The sequence below is a fragment of the Rosenbergiella nectarea genome, assembly GCF_900111105.1.
GTDB classification, from domain to species: Bacteria; Pseudomonadota; Gammaproteobacteria; order Enterobacterales; family Enterobacteriaceae; genus Rosenbergiella; species Rosenbergiella nectarea.
Genome location: NZ_FOGC01000009.1, coordinates 51,579 through 68,055, shown reverse-complemented (window position 1 = coordinate 68,055; position 16,477 = coordinate 51,579). Strand labels below are relative to the sequence as shown.

17 protein-coding genes and 1 pseudogene are annotated in these 16,477 nt (G+C 49.2%); 14 read left to right on the top strand and 4 right to left on the bottom strand.

The annotated features are described in order from the left end of the window. Positions 1-408: 408 nt before the first annotated feature. The 4 genes from BMX14_RS17115 (at position 409) to BMX14_RS11485 (ending at position 3,176) form a co-directional block, all read left to right on the top strand. The gene (locus BMX14_RS17115; RefSeq protein WP_329957806.1) at positions 409-678 is read left to right on the top strand and encodes a hypothetical protein; all 270 of its coding nucleotides are present in this window, start codon (positions 409-411) and stop codon (positions 676-678) included. Positions 679-690: 12 nt separating this feature from the next. Continuing rightward, on the top strand, positions 691-996 hold the full coding sequence (locus BMX14_RS17110; protein ID WP_277756398.1) for a hypothetical protein: 306 nt from the start codon (positions 691-693) through the stop codon (positions 994-996). 163 nt (positions 997-1,159) lie between these two features. Beyond that, positions 1,160-2,395 carry an acyltransferase family protein gene (locus tag BMX14_RS11490; protein WP_092676948.1) on the top strand — a complete coding sequence of 412 codons (1,236 nt, stop codon included), beginning with the start codon at positions 1,160-1,162 and terminating at the stop codon, positions 2,393-2,395. Positions 2,396-2,864: 469 nt separating this feature from the next. Next, positions 2,865-3,176, top strand: a complete 312-nt coding sequence (locus tag BMX14_RS11485; RefSeq protein WP_277756399.1) for a VOC family protein — start codon at positions 2,865-2,867, stop codon at positions 3,174-3,176. Between the two features lie 237 nt (positions 3,177-3,413). Here the strand turns inward: BMX14_RS11485 and BMX14_RS11480 are convergent, their stop codons facing one another. Then, a complete protein-coding gene (locus tag BMX14_RS11480) occupies positions 3,414-3,608 on the bottom strand; it encodes a hypothetical protein (protein ID WP_092676944.1) in 195 nt (64 codons plus the stop codon). 252 nt (positions 3,609-3,860) lie between these two features. Between BMX14_RS11480 and BMX14_RS11475 the strand changes: the two genes are divergently transcribed. The 4 genes from BMX14_RS11475 (at position 3,861) to BMX14_RS11465 (ending at position 7,393) form a co-directional block, all read left to right on the top strand. After that, positions 3,861-5,234 (top strand): aminotransferase-like domain-containing protein, encoded by a 1,374-nt coding sequence (locus BMX14_RS11475; protein ID WP_092676942.1) that lies wholly within the window; start codon positions 3,861-3,863, stop codon positions 5,232-5,234. Between the two features lie 10 nt (positions 5,235-5,244). Further along, positions 5,245-5,700: a YlaC family protein gene (locus BMX14_RS11470; RefSeq protein ID WP_092676940.1), complete on the top strand. Its 456-nt coding sequence runs from the start codon at positions 5,245-5,247 to the stop codon at positions 5,698-5,700. A gap of 277 nt (positions 5,701-5,977) precedes the next feature. After that, positions 5,978-6,100 carry a hypothetical protein gene (locus tag BMX14_RS17040; RefSeq protein ID WP_268993456.1) on the top strand — a complete coding sequence of 41 codons (123 nt, stop codon included), beginning with the start codon at positions 5,978-5,980 and terminating at the stop codon, positions 6,098-6,100. A gap of 63 nt (positions 6,101-6,163) precedes the next feature. Continuing rightward, entirely contained in the window at positions 6,164-7,393 is a 1,230-nt protein-coding gene (locus BMX14_RS11465) for an MFS transporter (protein ID WP_092676938.1), read from the top strand. Between the two features lie 41 nt (positions 7,394-7,434). On the opposite strand, the gene BMX14_RS11460 is transcribed toward BMX14_RS11465, so the two are convergent. The 3 genes and pseudogenes from BMX14_RS11460 to BMX14_RS16925 form a co-directional block, all read right to left on the bottom strand. Further along, positions 7,435-8,250, bottom strand: coding sequence for an SDR family oxidoreductase (locus BMX14_RS11460; protein ID WP_092676937.1), 816 nt, complete (start codon positions 8,248-8,250; stop codon positions 7,435-7,437). A gap of 12 nt (positions 8,251-8,262) precedes the next feature. Continuing rightward, positions 8,263-8,784: pseudogene (locus BMX14_RS16930) on the bottom strand (zinc-binding dehydrogenase); the annotation flags it as partial. 45 nt (positions 8,785-8,829) lie between these two features. Further along, positions 8,830-9,285, bottom strand: a complete 456-nt coding sequence (locus BMX14_RS16925; RefSeq protein ID WP_230527457.1) for an alcohol dehydrogenase catalytic domain-containing protein — start codon at positions 9,283-9,285, stop codon at positions 8,830-8,832. Positions 9,286-9,796: 511 nt separating this feature from the next. On the opposite strand from BMX14_RS16925, the gene BMX14_RS11450 reads away from it, so the two are divergent. The 6 genes from BMX14_RS11450 (at position 9,797) to BMX14_RS11425 (ending at position 16,427) form a co-directional block, all read left to right on the top strand. Next, positions 9,797-11,365, top strand: coding sequence for an ABC transporter substrate-binding protein (locus BMX14_RS11450; protein WP_092676935.1), 1,569 nt, complete (start codon positions 9,797-9,799; stop codon positions 11,363-11,365). After that, entirely contained in the window at positions 11,365-12,417 is a 1,053-nt protein-coding gene (locus tag BMX14_RS11445) for an ABC transporter permease (RefSeq protein WP_092676933.1), read from the top strand. Before BMX14_RS11450 ends, BMX14_RS11445 begins: the two co-directional genes overlap by 1 nt. Continuing rightward, positions 12,414-13,262 (top strand): ABC transporter permease, encoded by an 849-nt coding sequence (locus BMX14_RS11440; protein ID WP_092676931.1) that lies wholly within the window; start codon positions 12,414-12,416, stop codon positions 13,260-13,262. The genes BMX14_RS11445 and BMX14_RS11440 overlap by 4 nt, the downstream gene beginning before the upstream one ends. Then, a complete protein-coding gene (locus BMX14_RS11435; protein ID WP_092676929.1) occupies positions 13,252-14,091 on the top strand; it encodes an ABC transporter ATP-binding protein in 840 nt (279 codons plus the stop codon). Before BMX14_RS11440 ends, BMX14_RS11435 begins: the two co-directional genes overlap by 11 nt. Continuing rightward, the gene (locus tag BMX14_RS11430) at positions 14,088-14,765 is read left to right on the top strand and encodes an ABC transporter ATP-binding protein (protein ID WP_092676927.1); all 678 of its coding nucleotides are present in this window, start codon (positions 14,088-14,090) and stop codon (positions 14,763-14,765) included. The genes BMX14_RS11435 and BMX14_RS11430 overlap by 4 nt, the downstream gene beginning before the upstream one ends. A 93-nt stretch (positions 14,766-14,858) precedes the next feature. Next, positions 14,859-16,427, top strand: coding sequence for an ABC transporter substrate-binding protein (locus BMX14_RS11425; protein WP_092676925.1), 1,569 nt, complete (start codon positions 14,859-14,861; stop codon positions 16,425-16,427). The last annotated feature ends 50 nt before the right edge of the window (positions 16,428-16,477 follow it).

Sequence of the window (16,477 nt, the reverse complement as noted above, 5' to 3'; positions counted from 1 at the left end):
CTTTACCCGAGCGGTGAATCCCCCTCAGCGGCGGGCCTGAGCCACAAAAAGGGTGAAAGCCTTGGCCAATAAGCGGGTCAGGTTGTGGCTTTTCCTGACTCACCGGGAGGCACCCGGTGCCGCTCAGTTTTCTTCAGATAAACTGACAGATGTAAATAAACGGACGTAAAGGAGCCGGCTCTGCTGCTTGCAGCAGGCACGCCCTGAACAGCTCCGTCTTAAGCAGACAAAAGCCCTGTGGAATCTCTGCAGGGCTTTTTATTCATTTCGGGCAGTTCTGCAAATATGCTGACAGTATTGTACTGCCCCCTCGCTGCCTCTAATTATTCAGTCAATACGGTCTGCATGTGACGCTTACAGTTGTGCCACCGCCTCAAAACCATGTTTCAGGGCGAGTAAAAAACCACCATGGACTCTTATCCTCTCAGCGTTAAAGTCGGCGGCAAAGGGAAAGCCCTTGCCCATGCCAGCTATATCGCCCGAGAAGATAAGTATGCTCGCCGCCGTGATGATGACCTGGTGCATGTCGAGTCGGGCAATATGCCTAATTGGGCGGCGCATAAGCCGGCTGTGTTATGGGCGGCAGCCGATACCCATGAATGCGCCAATGGTTGCACCTACCGCGAAATAGAAATCGCTCTGCCTCGTGAACTCGATGATACGCAACGCTTGGCATGAGTTCGTGACTTTGTGTCACAGGAGATTGGTGAGCGTCATGCCTACCAATTTGCTATTCATAACCCAAAGGCGGCGAAAAACCGCATGCCCATGTTATGTTCTCAGAGCGTCACTGTGATGGCATTGACCGTGACCCGGAGCTGTATTTCAAACGGGCCAATAGTAAACACCCTGAGCGTGGCGAAAAAAGTGCTGTTCGGGGAAACCCCGACCGAGCGTAAAGCCTATCTTACCGAACAGCGTAGCCGTTGGGCGGACTTGCAGAACACCTATCTTGAAAAATGCCAGCATGATGACGGTGTCGATGCACGGTCTTAATTCACTTCCCTTCTGGTGTTTTTTTTTAAAAAAAGCTTATCGTAGGCGTGTACTTGCTCTATACGAGCAGGTAACAGGTGAGTAAGATATATGTCGAAATATTAAAATTGCCTGTTCAATCGTTTATAATAACCCATATATATACACATATCCCGGAGCCATGATGAATAAAAAGAACCGTTTTTTCGGGCTGGAATTGCTGAGATTTTCCCTTGGTTTTTTTATTATGGTTTACCATACTGCACACAATTATCCGAGTATTACTCATATTCCATGGTTAAGAAACGTAACTAGCATGGGTTTTTTTGCTACTAGTACTTTTTTCGTATTGTCCGGATTTTTGCTTGCTCATGTTTACTTCAATCAGAATCAAATGCGTGAATCCGCGAGAAGTTTCTGGATTAAACGTTTCTGTAATCTTTATCCTATACATATTGTTGCGCTCATTTCTTCAGTTCTAGTTCTGATACTTATGCACTGGCTGTCCATTCCACCGGATGGTCCTGGAGCCTCGCCACGCTTTGTCGTTTATGATACGCATGAAATCATAGCTGATCGTTCGCTTATTGAGCATTATATGGATAACAGTGAGCTGATAATTAACTCTTTTTTACAGCTATTTATGCTACAGGCTTGGAACCCGATGTACCTCACCTTTAACGCTCCTCTCTGGTCTCTGTCTACGCTGTTTTTTTTCTACCTTATTTTTCCTTTTATAACTCCTCGATTACTAAATATAAAAAGTACCAAGTCAGCTATAGCGTTAACCTGCTTTATCAGCCTGGTACCACCTCTTTTCGTTATTTTTAATTCATTATGGGGGATGCCTTGGACAGGTTTGCTACAGAGATTTCCGCTGTTTCGTTTACCTGAATTCATATGCGGTATTTTGTGTTACAGCCTATTTCGTCAGCATCAGCAGAGGAAGTATCGGATCGAATTCGTTCGCTGCTGCGTTCTGTCGTTGTTTATTTTTTCCTGTTTTATTCTAGCTGCGTGGCTTTATACACAGCGGCCGGAACGCTTCTGGTATCCGCTTTTGCATAATGGACTTTTACTTCCGTCACAGCTGACATTGCTATACCTGTGTGCATTGCTTCCCGAACCACGCTCAGATCTATTACGGAGTTATCTTCCTCGTATGGGGGCTGCATCCCTGTCGATTTTTGCCCTGCATGTCCCACTGTTTTATCTGTGGAGCACGTTCGAACCTCTGCTGAGGAGCATATTTTCAGACTGGCGTGGCGGATGGGATGAGTGGGTTTTCAGGGCTGGGGGTATACAGCTTAGTCTGAGCGGGTATGCTTTATTTCTTGTCCTTACGGTTTGGATTTGCCTTAATTTTCAGGAGCAGGTTGTGGTCCGCATAAAAAAGATATTGCTTAACCGGCTTCTCTGAAGGTAAATATATGAACCCGGTCAGAATATTATAGGGTTAATATCACGGATCCAGTAATCGCATGCTTGAGATCATCGTTACGCTTATCTTTTTCAGCGAGTAGCTCCCGTAACATTTCTATCTCCTTTTTGAGAATCTCGACTTGATGATTCTCAGTTACTTTTGAGGTTACAGTTTCAGCTGTTACCTCCTGAGAAATGTTACACTGTGACCTTTGTTTATTGACTGTAACCCTTATGTCACCAAAAACCCTTATTAACTCGGATGTATCTATTTTTGGTCTTCCCTGTGTATCGGTAACCTTTGTTACCTTTCCAGATGTAACATAGGTATGTGTCGTCTTTCTACTCTTTCCTGTCAGCCTAGCGGCCTCACTTATGGATACTAGATGGACTTATGTTAAAAGATAGAGTTTGAGCTGCTGTGCCTGAAACTTGATGGAGTATAAATAAGAACGCAAAAACGATGCATGGGATACGTTGCTATCGTAGTCGATGACTATGATCGCGCGATTGAGTACTACACAGATAAGCTTGGCTTTACCCTAGTGGAGGACACACCGCAACCGGATAAGCGCTGGGTTGTGGTCACGCCGAACCCAGAAAATGACTGCAATCTTCTCCTAGCTCGAGCTTCAAACGAGGAGCAGGAGGGCTTTATCGGTAAACAGTGTGGCGGGCGCGTTTTTCTGTTCCTTCAGACGGATGACTTCTGGCGCGATTACAACGCTATGAAGAAAAAGGGCATTCATTTTTGCCAAGAGCCTAGGGAAGAAGAATAGGGCATGGTGGTAGTGTTTGAGGACATCTACGGCAATCGTTGGGATCTCTATCAGAAGGGGTTTGAGGGCCAATGGAACGAAAACGTACGATATAGGCCTCTTTTGATTCTGCGGGTAAATCACTATCACAGTGATCCGCAGTTAGGTCGAAGAGCCAACATTTGTATCTCCTGTTAAGGATCAATCACCAATATAAACATGCGTTATCTCGTCATGCACACTATTCAACAACACCCATCAAGCCGCACGAATCGTAAAGGCCGTTCTTAATAACGCATCGGCTCGTTCGACTTGTCCAGCGTCAGGAAGATAGTGTATGGCTTGTAATAAGCTTGGAAGGGTAATAGGTTGTTGCTGGGCGAGGAGTTGAAGGACTGTCTGACCAATGATTTCTTCCAGTAATCCATCATTACTAAAAGTATTAGTGTCCATATTATAACCCCCGCGAATTCACTATAATTTTTATATCAATAACTGTAGAACAAGCCTCTAATTAACTCTAATATTTATGGGTTAAATAAGTTAAAAAGTATTTCCTCCTGCATAAATCGAAGAATTGAAATTAACATAAAATTCTTATATATCAAGATATAAGGCTATATATAGGGCAATTAAATTTTAAGGTTTGCGAAAATATTTAGATAAAATTAAAATTTGCCTCATGAGTTTGATGAGGTCGTTGATATGTTCACTCTTTTAAAATCCCATTTAGCACTTCTTCGCCCGAGTGAGCAACCTGATTATATTTTACGCTTTTTAATTTCACAGGTTGAACAAGGACATCTCGCCGCTGGACATAAGCTTCCCTCAGTGCGGGAATTATCGTCTCAACTACAAATTAATTATGCCACCGTACAAAAAGCCTATCATCAATGTAAATTGGCAGGCGTTATCACTTCGCGACCAGGAAAAGGGAGTTTTATTAGCCGCCGCGGTGTGGTTGAAGCGCTACAGAGTCGCCACGACTTAACCTCCATGAATTCGCCGTTGAGCGAGCACTCTGAAGAGTTATCGTTAGAATTAAAGCAGCAAGCGCTTTCTTCAATCTATGATTATGATTTTAGGGCTATTTTTCGCTATCAATCTACACTCGATAATCACGATATCCGTCAAACTGGTCTAGCGTGGTTGGGTAAAAAGATCCTTCATCCGTCCGTGAATCGTATTTTACCCTGCGCGGGGATTCATGAAGGGTTACTGGCGCTGTTTGTGTTACTCCAGAAAAAAGGGGCGATTGCCCTCCCTCACTACTTTTATTCCGGTTTGAAGTCGATCATTCAGCTTATGGCGACCCCCTATGTCACTATTCCTTGTGATGAAGAGGGCCCATTACCCGATGCCTTAGCGAGACTGTGTAAGGAAAATCAGGTAGGTGCGCTGTATATCAACCCCAATATTAATAATCCAACGACCGCCACGCTTTCCATTAATCGTCGTCTTGCGTTAGCTGAGGTCGCAAAATGCCATAACCTGCATATTATCGAAGATGATGCCTATGGCGCCCTCGCCAGTGAGGGGATAGCGACCTTTAGCCAGATCCTCCCGAGCCATACATGGTATTTACAGGGATTGTCGAAAAGTTTTGCCCCGGGAATGAGAATGGCGTGGGTCTATGGCCCATCAGAAGCCGAGACGCATCAACTTTGTCAGGTAATGGGGGCGTTAAAAGTGAGTGATAATCCCCTGACCTACCAGATTGTCAATAAGTGGGTTACGTCTGGCATCGCCCAGCGTACGGCAGAAGAAACCCTCAAAACCACACGGGTAAGAGTGAAGTTATTTCGTCGCCTTTTCCCCGATGATCGCTACCAAATTTCTGACGATGGCTTTCATGTCTGGTTTAGTCTAGGCAAGAAGAATGCTTACGAGATTGCTTTCCTGCTGCAACAGGCGGGAGTTTCCGCAACGCCCTCGAACGAATTTAGTTTTGAAAAAGCAGACGAGAGCTTTTTACGTATCAGTTTAAGCGGTTACGACTCCCTTTCTTCGTTGGAAGTCGCGCTAAAGAAATTCCGCGATGTGTTGAACACACTCTATTTAAAGCAGACCCAGGTATAAGGTGGACGATATGAGCGCAGTACAAGAGATCCTACAACGCGAACTCACCCGTATTAATCTCGAAGAAAAACGCGATGATAAACTAATTTTCGACCCGCGATTTGTGTTCGAGAAAAAAGGGCTTTACGCCATTATGCTCGGGATGTTTATCCTGACGTTAGGCCTGCTGATCTATTCGGATATTTTTAGTCGTCTCGATGTATGGATATGTGTCGCAATTTTTGTCCTATTAAATGGCTTTTTCTTTTTCCATATTACCCCTTCCTATCATCTCGATGATATCGATAAAATTGCATGGAAAAATTGTTATACCGGTGAGTGGTATCGAGAAGTTCCGGTACGATCCGCCGTTATCGATCAGATCCTGAATTCAGATCAGGTTTCCGATCAAAGTAAGAATGAGATCCATCGTTTACAAGCGTTGGGGGCTGAAATTTTCTTCCGCGATCTGGCGAAAATGCACTAATCTCGCGAGTCGGCTCTGCCTCCACGTTGACACACTTCTTGTATTTCGTTACGTCGACAGTGATTACTTTTAAATAGCTAATCACTGTTTGACGATCGGCTCGCTTAAGCTTAGTGCCTCAATTCTCTTGGAGGCTTCACCATGAAAATCTCTTACTCCGCACTCCTGCTTATGCTGCTTTCATTAACTTCTAGCGCTCATCCCGTCCCTCTACGACTCCCCCTTTCTCCTTCGCACCAATATCATCCCCATTGTGCAGATACGGCGGAATCACCCGATGAGTTTAGGCGTTCGCCGCTTCGCGAGTTACGGCGCTGATCGCGAAGGGGGACTGGGGCAAAGGATAAGTCGCCCCGGTCTGAATTCTTCTGCCGACGATGTGCAGAAAACGTTTGAGTAAATTTGTTTTTTTGGCTGAAATAATACGAAAACAATGATCTCACTCGGCCAATAGCTATTCACTATGTCAAATAAAACTCAGATTACCCCTTTAAAAGCGATGATTGCCGCCATAAGCGGTTATGCAATGGACGGTTTTGATCTACTGATATTGGGCTTTATGTTACCCGTAATCAGTCAACATCTCGCGCTCAGTCCCGAGCAAGGCGGGGCTTTAGTGACCTGGACATTAATTGGTGCGGTAATAGGCGGAATACTGTTTGGATTTCTCAGTGACCGCTATGGCCGTGTCAAGATGTTGACGATAACCATGTTAATGTTTGCCGTATTTACGGGTCTCTGCGCTTTGGCACAAGGCTATTGGGATTTACTGACTTACCGGACCCTGGCAGGCGTTGGGCTGGGCGGTGAATTTGGTATTGGTATGGCGCTTATCGCCGAGACATGGCCAGCCCACCAACGTAACCGAGCCTCAGCCTGGGTGGGTATGGGGTGGCAACTGGGCGTGCTGCTAGCCGCGATAATCACCCCATTGTTACTCCCGATAATCGGCTGGCGAGGGATTTTTTTGATCGGCCTATTGCCGGCATTATTTTCTTTTTTCCTGCGCCATGGTTTAGATGAACCGGCGGCTTATCGGCAGGTCCAGCAGCAGAAACGGCGACTTGGGCTCGGGAAAAGCCTAGCCATGTTGTGTCGCGACTGGAGGACAACCAAAGCCAGCCTCGGGATATTCATCCTCTGTTCTGTTCAAAACTTTGGCTATTACGGATTGATGATCTGGATGCCCACTTACCTTTCTCAGCAATTCGGTTTTTCGCTCACCAAATCAGGGCTCTGGACCGCGGTCACCGTACTTGGCATGATGTTGGGTATTGGTCTCTTTGGCTTCTTGGCAGATCGTTTCGCGCGTTGGAAAATCTTCATCCTTTATCAACTGGGCGCGCTGGCAATGGTAATCCTCTATGCGCAGCTAAAAGACCCGATGGGCATGTTAATCGCAGGCGCGGTGATGGGAATGTTTGTTAACGGTATGGTCGGCGGCTATGGAGCGTTAATCTCTGATATCTATCCAACGGAGATCCGCGCGGTGGCTCAAAATGTACTATTTAACCTCGGTCGAGGAGTAGGTGGGTTTGGACCTCTGGTGATGGGAGTGATCGCCAGCCATGGCTCCTTTATGCTCGCCATTAGTTTACTCGCGCTCCTCTACTTACTGGATGTAATGGCGACGTTGTTTCTTGTGCCTAAACAACAGCCGACGGACGAAGACCGATTGGGCGCTATCGGTTAATGATTTACCCGCCTTCCCCCTATCGGTTAGGCGGGTAACCACTAAGGATACTTAATTGAGGCAGTGACCCCGCCATCGATTAAGATATCGCTGCCGCTGATATAGGTTCCCTTGGGACCAAACAGATATTCCGCCAGATCGCCAATCTCGTCCGGCATCCCCCCGCAACCGGCTGGAGAGTTAGCCAGCATAGTACGGTAGTACTCCCCGCGCTCCGTACTGGTTAATTCGTCATACGCTAAGGGTGTATCAACAATACCGGCGCTAATACAGTTAATCCGCGCACCGCGTTTACCCCATTTCACGACCTCAGAGATAACGCGCAGCGCATTACCCCGTTTAGAGATTTGGTACGCATATAAACTGTCATCAATTTCTTTGATCCACGGCAGCTCGATCAGTTCCTCGGGCGCTAGCAGTGCTAACTCATCCGCCGTCTTTTGTGTCAGGGCATCAACGGCTAAACGGTGGCTAGATTGAGAGCCAATCACTACTCCCGATCCGCCCGGCGCGATCACTTTACCGAAAGCTTCTAGTACTACTGCGATACCGTAAAGATCAACCTGTAATAAATGTTGCGCAGCCGATTGAGACGGGGATAGACCCGCGGTATGAATAACCCCTTTTACCTCGCCCAGCGCCGTTGCAGTGGTGACCAAGTCTTCGATGGAGGCACGCGAAGAAACATCCACATGGGCCGTAGTTACCGCAAAGCCGGCTTTCTTTAAGCTCTCTTCAACCGCTTGTGCCGCCTCAATATTGATATCAGCGAGGAGAATTTTTTTACCCAGGCTGACGCGGCGTGCGGTAGCTTGGGCAATAGACCCACTCCCGATGACAACAATAATGTCTGACATAGAATGACCTCGTTAGTCGCCTAGAGTGAGTAATGTTTTGATCGCTTTTCGCTGATCCATAGCGGCATAGCCTTCTGCCACGTCGGCTATCGGCAGCACTAAATCGAACACTTTTCCTGGCTGAATTTTACGCGCTAAGGTTAATTCCAGTAGCTCAGGGAGGAAGCGTCTTACCGGTGCAGGACCGCCTAACATGCCCGATTGGGCGAAAAACATCTTCTGCCCATCGAAGGTAACGCCGTGCGGCACGCCAACATAACCGATCATACCGCCAGGCCGGACAATACGGGTGGCTTGCTGCATCGACTGCTCCATCCCCACACACTCTAGGACCGATTCCGCACCGATCCCTCGCGTCAGCTCCATCACCCGAGCAATCCCTTCCTCGCCGCGTTCTGCGACGATATCCGTCGCGCCAAACTCTTTCGCTAAGGCTTGGCGTGAGGGATGGCGACTCATGGCAATAATACGTTCCGCACCGTAATGTTTAGCCGCAATCACCGCCATTAAGCCTACCGCCCCATCGCCGATGACTACGGCGGTGGAACCCGGCGTGACTCTCGCCGCATCGGCCGCATACTAACCGGTCCCCAATACATTAGAAACCGCTTGGAGATCAGGATAGAGCGAGGGATCGGGTAAGTGGTCGAGGCCAACTAATGTCCCGTCTGCTAACGGAATGCGGGCATAGGGGGCTTGGGCACTGGTCATAAACTCACGTTGCTGACAAGAGGATTGGAAACCATATTGGCAATGCGGACAGGTATTGTCTGATAGACAGAATGACCCGACCACGAATTGTCCTTTTTTAACCGTTTTGACTTCACTGCCAATCTCTACCACCACGCCGCAATACTCGTGGCCCATCGCTTTTAGTCCATCGAAATCCCCGTATCCGCGATAAGGCCAGAGATCGGACCTACAGATGCTGGTCACAGCCAGTTGAATAATGGCATCTGTTGGCGCAATTATTTTTGGGTCCGCGACTTCTTCGTAACGGACGTCGCCCGCACCATGCATCATCGTTGCAAACATTATTATCTCCCAGTTGGTGAGTGGTTGCTCAGCGAACAGCGCTTGCCTGATATACGTCGTTTGTCATCACGGGGTTGTCGCTGGCGGGGGAAAGAACGATTAAAGTGTGTCTATGATCAACGCACGGATCGGCTAACCCGTTTTTGTGCTGATAAGGGTGGTCGCCGACCGTCCGACCGTCATCCTCTCGACAATCTGGCTTCACGCTTCGAAAGTATGCAATGCAGTAGCGGACCGTGGTGAGTCAATGATGGCAACAAGAGTGAAAACAGACTAGAGGTCGAATAACGAATGACGTTATCAATTCAATTCATTAATCACTGCCACGTGGCGGGTAGCCAGCCGCCGATAATTAATCGTATCACCGGCTAGCAGAACGTAAAAAAATCTTATAAATTACTTAAGTGATAAAGAACCGAATAGATATAACAATAAAGAATAATAAGATGCGCCACTGAGAGAGTCAGGACTCGCTCAGTCCGGTAAACGCCCTGTTTAGCAAGGAATAAAAATGAAAAAAACGTTGATAAGTCTCTTATTCACCGCATCGCTGACCACGCTCTCGGCACACAGTGCGACGCCGCCGAATACCTTAGTGGTCGTGCAATCGCTGGATGATGCGATCAGCTTTGACCCCGCCCAGGGCTTTGAAACTTCCACCGTCCAAGCCTTTACCAACTTGTACCAGCGTCTACTGCAATCTGATCCTGCTCACCCCGTCGATCTCCGTCCAACGCTTGCCAGTAGCTGGAAAGCTGGCAGCGATAATCGAAGCTTGACCTTCACCTTACAAGACGGAGCCACGTTCGCCAGCGGTAATCCGATCCGTCCTGAAGATGTTATTTTTTCATTGTCCCGTGTGATTAAGTTAAATTTGGAACCCTCGTTCGTTCTGACGCAACTTGGTTGGAATGCAAAAAATATCGATAGCCAGCTGACCAAAACCAGTGCTAATCAGGTAACACTACATTGGGACGCCGCGGTCAGCCCAGCCTTTGTGCTTAGCTTACTCTCTGCACCGGTTGCTTCTATCGTCGATGAAAAAGAAGCGTTAAGTCACCAAGTCAATAATGATCTGGGGCATCAGTGGTTATCCAGCCATTCCGCGGGCAGTGGACCTTATCAAATTCGCCGCTATGTTCCTCATGAAGTGCTATTGATGACGGCTAATCCGCGCTCGCCAGGCGGCGCACCAAAGCTCAGCACCCTACTGATTAAAAATGTTCCCGAAGCGGCGACACGCCGTCTAGTAATTGAACAAGGGGATGCGGATATTGCACGTAACCTAGGGAGCGATCAGTTCAGTGCCCTGCAACATAAGCCAGGTGTTACCCCAGTCTCCGTACCTATCGCCTCGCTTTACTACCTGCTGTTTAACACGCAATCTTCAGCGACGCTTAAAAACCCCGCCTTCTGGGAAGCCTCGCGCTACCTGTTTGATTACGATGGGATTGCCAACGGCTTATTGAAAGGGCAATTCTCTATCCACCAATCGTTCCTACCCAGTGGCTATTTAGGCGCCCTCAATGATACCCCATACACCTATAATCCCGAGAAAGCGAAAGCGATCTTAGCCAAAGCGGGCCTCTCCAATGTCTCTTTTAAAGTCGTGGTCAACAACCAACCGCCTTATTTGGATATTGCCCAGGCGCTTCAAGCTAGCTTTGCAAAAGGTGGAGTAAAAATTGAGTTAATTCCAAGTCTAAGTAGTGAAGTTACCGCTAAGATGGCGAGCCATCAGTTCGATGCTACCGTCACCTCGTGGGGGCCAGACTATTTCGATCCGAATACCAATGCCGCTGCCTTTGCCACCAACCCAGAAGATGGCAGCAGCAAACTTGCCTACCGCGCTGGCTGGCATATCCCTGAGTTAACCGCTGAAACGCAAAAGGCGGTGGCCTTAACGGATAACGCCCAACGCGCGGCACTGTATGAGAAATTACAGCGTCAAGTACAGAAAAGCTCGCCTTATGTTATTGGCCTACAAGCCCACCAGCTGATCGCGCTACGCAGCAACATTAAAGGGTATCAGCAAGGGATGAACCCTGACATGGTTTATTACAGTCAGGTCACGAAGTAATGGCAGGGTCTGCGTCCACCTCTGGTCGCAGCATGCCGGTCAGGCGGCTTATACAGCGCCTGACGGGTAATCTTTTTTCACTGATGATTACCCTGCTCGGCTTGTTGGCGTTTACCTTTACCTTATCCCACCTTTCGCCGGTCGATCCGGTTTTACAGCTGGTGGGGGATCACGCAACGGCATCCACTTATGCTCAGGTCCGCCATCAATTAGGGTTAGATCACTCGCTCCCTGTCCAGTTCTGGCATTACCTACAGCAGCTCGCCCAGGGTCACCTTGGCGTTTCGCAGAGTACAGGCCAACCGGTCGTCGATGATCTGTTACGCACCTTCCCGGCAACCTTTGAACTGGCGACCTGCGCCCTCATCCTCGGGGCCAGCTGTGGCATCGGTCTGGCGCTGGTATCGGTGTGGCACCCTAAAAGTTGGATTGACCATATTGCCCGGGTCATTTCTTTATTGGGCTATTCTGTTCCCGTATTTTGGATCGGTTTACTTGGATTATTAGTGTTCTATGCCGGACTCCATTGGTCGGCGGGGCCGGGACAGCTCGACGATCTCTATGTTTATACCTTAGAACCGAAAACCGGTCTGGTCATCATCGACAGTTGGTTATCCGGTGATCGCGGGATGTTTATCAATGCGTTGCAGCACCTATGGTTACCGGTGGTGATCCTCGGCTTACTCTCGATGGCCTCGATCACACGGCTGCTTCGCGCGGCGTTATTAGAAGAGAACAGTAAAGAGTACGTGACGCTCGCACGGGCCAAAGGTGCCAGCCGCTGGAGAATTGCCTGGCATCATTTACTGCCTAATACACGCGGAACCCTGATTACCGTCGTCATGCTCTCCTACGTATCCTTACTGGAAGGCGCAGTATTAACCGAGAGCGTGTTCGCTTGGCCCGGATTGGGCCGTTATCTAACCAATGCGTTATTTGCGTCAGATATTCCTGCCATCTTGGGAGCAACCCTAGTCATAGGAAGTTGCTTTATTATCATCAATGCCCTAACCGATGCGTTAGTTTGGCTTACCGATCCGAGAACACGATGACTGAAACTTCCTTACCGCTTCGCGCGGTCCGACGTGATAAGCGCCGATGGTTACTGATCATCGGCTATAGCCTGTTGGGGATACTTATCGCCATGGCGCTGTTTGCCCCTTGGGTGTCGCCTTACGACCCCAATGCACAGGTCATGGCCGACCGGTTACTGCCGCCAGATAGCCACCACTGGTTTGGAACGGATGGCTTTGGCCGTGACTTACTGTCGCGCGTTATTTATGGTACACGACCCACTCTCCTGTTAGTGGTATTTATTCTGCTCCTGACCGTGCCAGTCGGTATGACGGTGGGCATTGCTGCCGGCTATTTAGGCGGTTGGGTCGAACGTATCTTAATGCGCATCACCGATATCTTTCTCGCTCTACCGAGCTTAGTGATCGCCCTGGCCATGGTCGCTGTACTGGGACCCAGTATTTTAAACGGCGCGCTGGCTTTAGCGCTGACCAGCTGGCCGCCGTTTGCTCGACAAGCCCGTGCGGAGACGCAGCAATTAAGACGTAGCGATTACTTAGCGGCCGCTAAAATGCAAGGAATTCAGGGATTACCCTTGATGTTTGGCCATCTGCTACCGCTTTGCTTACCCAGTGCGGTGGTCCGAGCAGCCTTGAGTCTTGGGGGAATTATTTTATCCGCCGCCGGCTTAGGCTTTCTGGGAATGGGAGTCCAACCCCCCACCGCTGAGTGGGGGTCGATGGTGGCAGAAGGCGGTAAAGTGATTTTTGACCAATGGTGGGTCGCAGCGGCACCCGGCGGAGCGATTCTTCTGGCGAGCTTAACCTTTAATTTCATCGGTGACGGTCTACGAGACCGCTTGGACAGTCGCAATGACAGCTAACGCTTCCCCTTTTATTATTGCTGATAGGCTCACCATCGGCCTACCTGAAGGCCGTCCCTTAGTCGACGGTATCTCTTTTGAGATCGGAAAAGAGCGGGTAGCGTTGGTGGGAGAGTCCGGCTCTGGCAAATCGCTGACTGCCCGCAGTTTGATGGGACTGCTTGCCCCATCACTGAGCCTCAATGCGTCGCAGCTCTCCCTCGCGGGTAACGATATACGCCATCTTAAACCGTCACAATGGCAGTCGCTACGCGGCGGAAAAGTGGCGATGGTGATGCAAGACCCGAAATATGCCCTGAATCCCTCTAAAACTATCGGTTGGCAGGTGGAAGAGCCCTTAATCTTGCACCGCAAACTCTCCCGCCGTCAGCGCCAAGAGAAAGTATTAGCGATGCTCGAAGCGGTCGGCTTAACGAACCCGCAACAACTTATTAAGCGCTACCCTAATCAACTCTCCGGGGGAATGGGACAGCGTATTATGCTGGCCATCGCCTTGATAACCGATCCCGAGTTCCTAATTGCCGATGAGCCAACGTCGGCCTTAGACCATGCGATGCGTGATCAAGTACTGTCGTTGATACAAGACCTGGTGGCGCAGCGCGATATGGGATTGTTACTGATTAGCCATGACTTACAGCAGGTCGCAGACCACTGCCAACGGGTCATGGTGATGTATCAAGGGCAAATTCTCGACCGCTTGGCGGCAAAGGATCTTGCACAGGCGACCCATCCTTATACCCAAACGCTCTGGGCCTGTCGACCGAGCCTAGCAACTAAAGGTAAGCGCTTACCCACACTCGATAGAGCAGCATTGGAGGGATATTCATGAGTACGATCACCTTAGACCACCTCAATGTTTCTCACCCTCAGGGATATCAGTTACGGCAAGTGGTTCAAGATGTCAGCCTAACGGTGGAACCGGGTGAATGTTTCGGGCTGGTCGGGCCTTCCGGCTGTGGAAAATCGTCGCTACTTTGGGTAATGGCAGGTCTTAATCCTCACTGGAGTGGGGATATGGTGTTAGCGGGTACTCACGTACAACCCGGTTCGCCTTTTACCGGGCAACTACGTCGCGACGTCCAGATGGTGTTCCAAGATCCCTATGCCTCCTTACACCCTCGTCACCGTTTACGCCGCACCCTCGCAGAACCGTTAAAGCGACCGGGTTTCGATAATATTGATGACCGGATAGCCCAAGGCTTCCAGCAAGTCGGCTTAGCCAGCGCGCTGATTGACCGCTATCCTCACCAGCTGTCAGGGGGCCAACGGCAACGGGTCGCCATCGTGCGGGCGCTCCTCCTCGAGCCGAAAATAGTGTTACTCGACGAGCCAACCTCTGCGCTGGATATGTCGGTACAGGCGGAAATATTGAATTTACTCAATCAATTAAAAGCCCAGCAGCAGTTGACGATGGTGCTAGTGAGTCACGATCCAGATGTAATCGACCATATGTGTGATAGGTCGGTCACTATGCAGGCAGGCCGGATTGCTCACCTTAGTTAAAAATTAGCTTTAGATATCACTTAAAACGAATGTTCACCACGATAGTCCGTCCCTATACTCCTAATAACGCATCGTTATTAGGAGGCTTTACGAGTGAAACCTTATCTTACGTTATTCCTTGCTACCCTTTTTTCCTCCGCCAGTTACGCGGCAACCCCGTCAAATAGCTTAGTGATCGCGATTCCGCTTGATGGGATTATCAGTTTCGATCCTGCGGAGAGTTTTGAAACGGTGAGTACCAGTAGTTTGGTCAATCTGTATCAAGGTTTAGTCAGTGCCGATCGTAATCATCCCCAGCAGATTGTCCCAGCAGCGGCTGCGAGTTGGACGGCCGGAAGTCAGCCGCATAGTCTGCGCTTTACCTTAAAACCGAATCAAGCCTTTGCCAGCGGTAATCCACTGACTGCCGATGATGTTATCTACTCGTTAAGCCGAGCTGTAAAATTGAATAAAGCGCCCGTCTTTATTTTGGGGGAGTTTGGATGGAGCCCAGAAAATATCGATGCCTCATTACAAAAGATCAGTAACACTGAAGTCGAGATTCGCTGGCAGAGCGATATTGGTCAAGATCTTGCCCTACGTTTGCTGTCCGCTCCCGTCGCCTCGATCGTTGACCATAAGTTAGTAAGTGAGCACCAACAAGCTGGGGATTACGGGAATAACTGGCTTAAAAATCATTCCGCAGGTAGCGCTGCCTACAGCATCCAACGTTATGTTCCGCAACAAGCCTTATTATTAGAAAAAAATCCGCACAGCGCTATTCAGCCAAAGATAGCGCAAGTGTTATTAAAAGGTGTACCTGACGCCAGTGCTCGCCGGTTATTACTCACGCAAGGCGATGCCGATATCGCCTATGGATTAGGTGCCGATCAGTTTGCGGCGCTACGCCATACCGCGGGGGTTAAGGTGGCCAGTTTCCCCTCTAGCCTAATTTATTATCTCGCCTTCAATGCGCAAGATAGTCAGCAACCTGCTTTAGGGAACCCGGCTTTATGGCAAGCGGCGCGCTGGTTAGTGGATTACGCCTCTCTGTCACAACAATTACTGAAAGGACAGTATCAGGTCCATCAATCCTTCTTACCGGTAGGATTTGATGGGGCGTTAGAGAAAACACCTTTCACCTTAGATGTTGCGAAAGCGAAGCAGATCCTGACCAAGGCCGGGATAAAACCCGGGACCACCTTCACGCTCTCCTTTACCAATCAACCCCCCTATAGCGATATCGCTCAAGCACTACAGGCCAGCTTCGCCCAAGCCGATATTCAGATTAAGCTCCAGCCAGTGCCTGAAGCCGAACTTTGGGGCAAAATGCGCAGTCGCCAGTTCCAATCTATTTTCGCTTATTGGGGGGCGGATTATATCGACCCCAATACCAATGCCAGTACCTTTGCCTATAACGTACCGAATGGCCCCAAGACCTTGGCGTGGCGAGTGGGTTGGTCAATTCCGCAACTCAGTGAACTGACACAGCAGGCCGCGGCAACCAGCGATGCGGCAAAACGTCGAACGCTCTATCAGCAGATTCAAACTAGCGTCATGCAAGACTCTCCGTTTGTTGTCGCGTTACAGGGCGCACAGCAAGTGGGGTTACGCAGTAATATTGAGGGAGCACAGCAGAGTTTGGGCGTCAGCATGCTCTATTTTGATCAGATTACGAAATAGAGAGGCAAGTTAAGGGGGGGATGGCGTGAATGCCCCCCTTTCAGACTGAT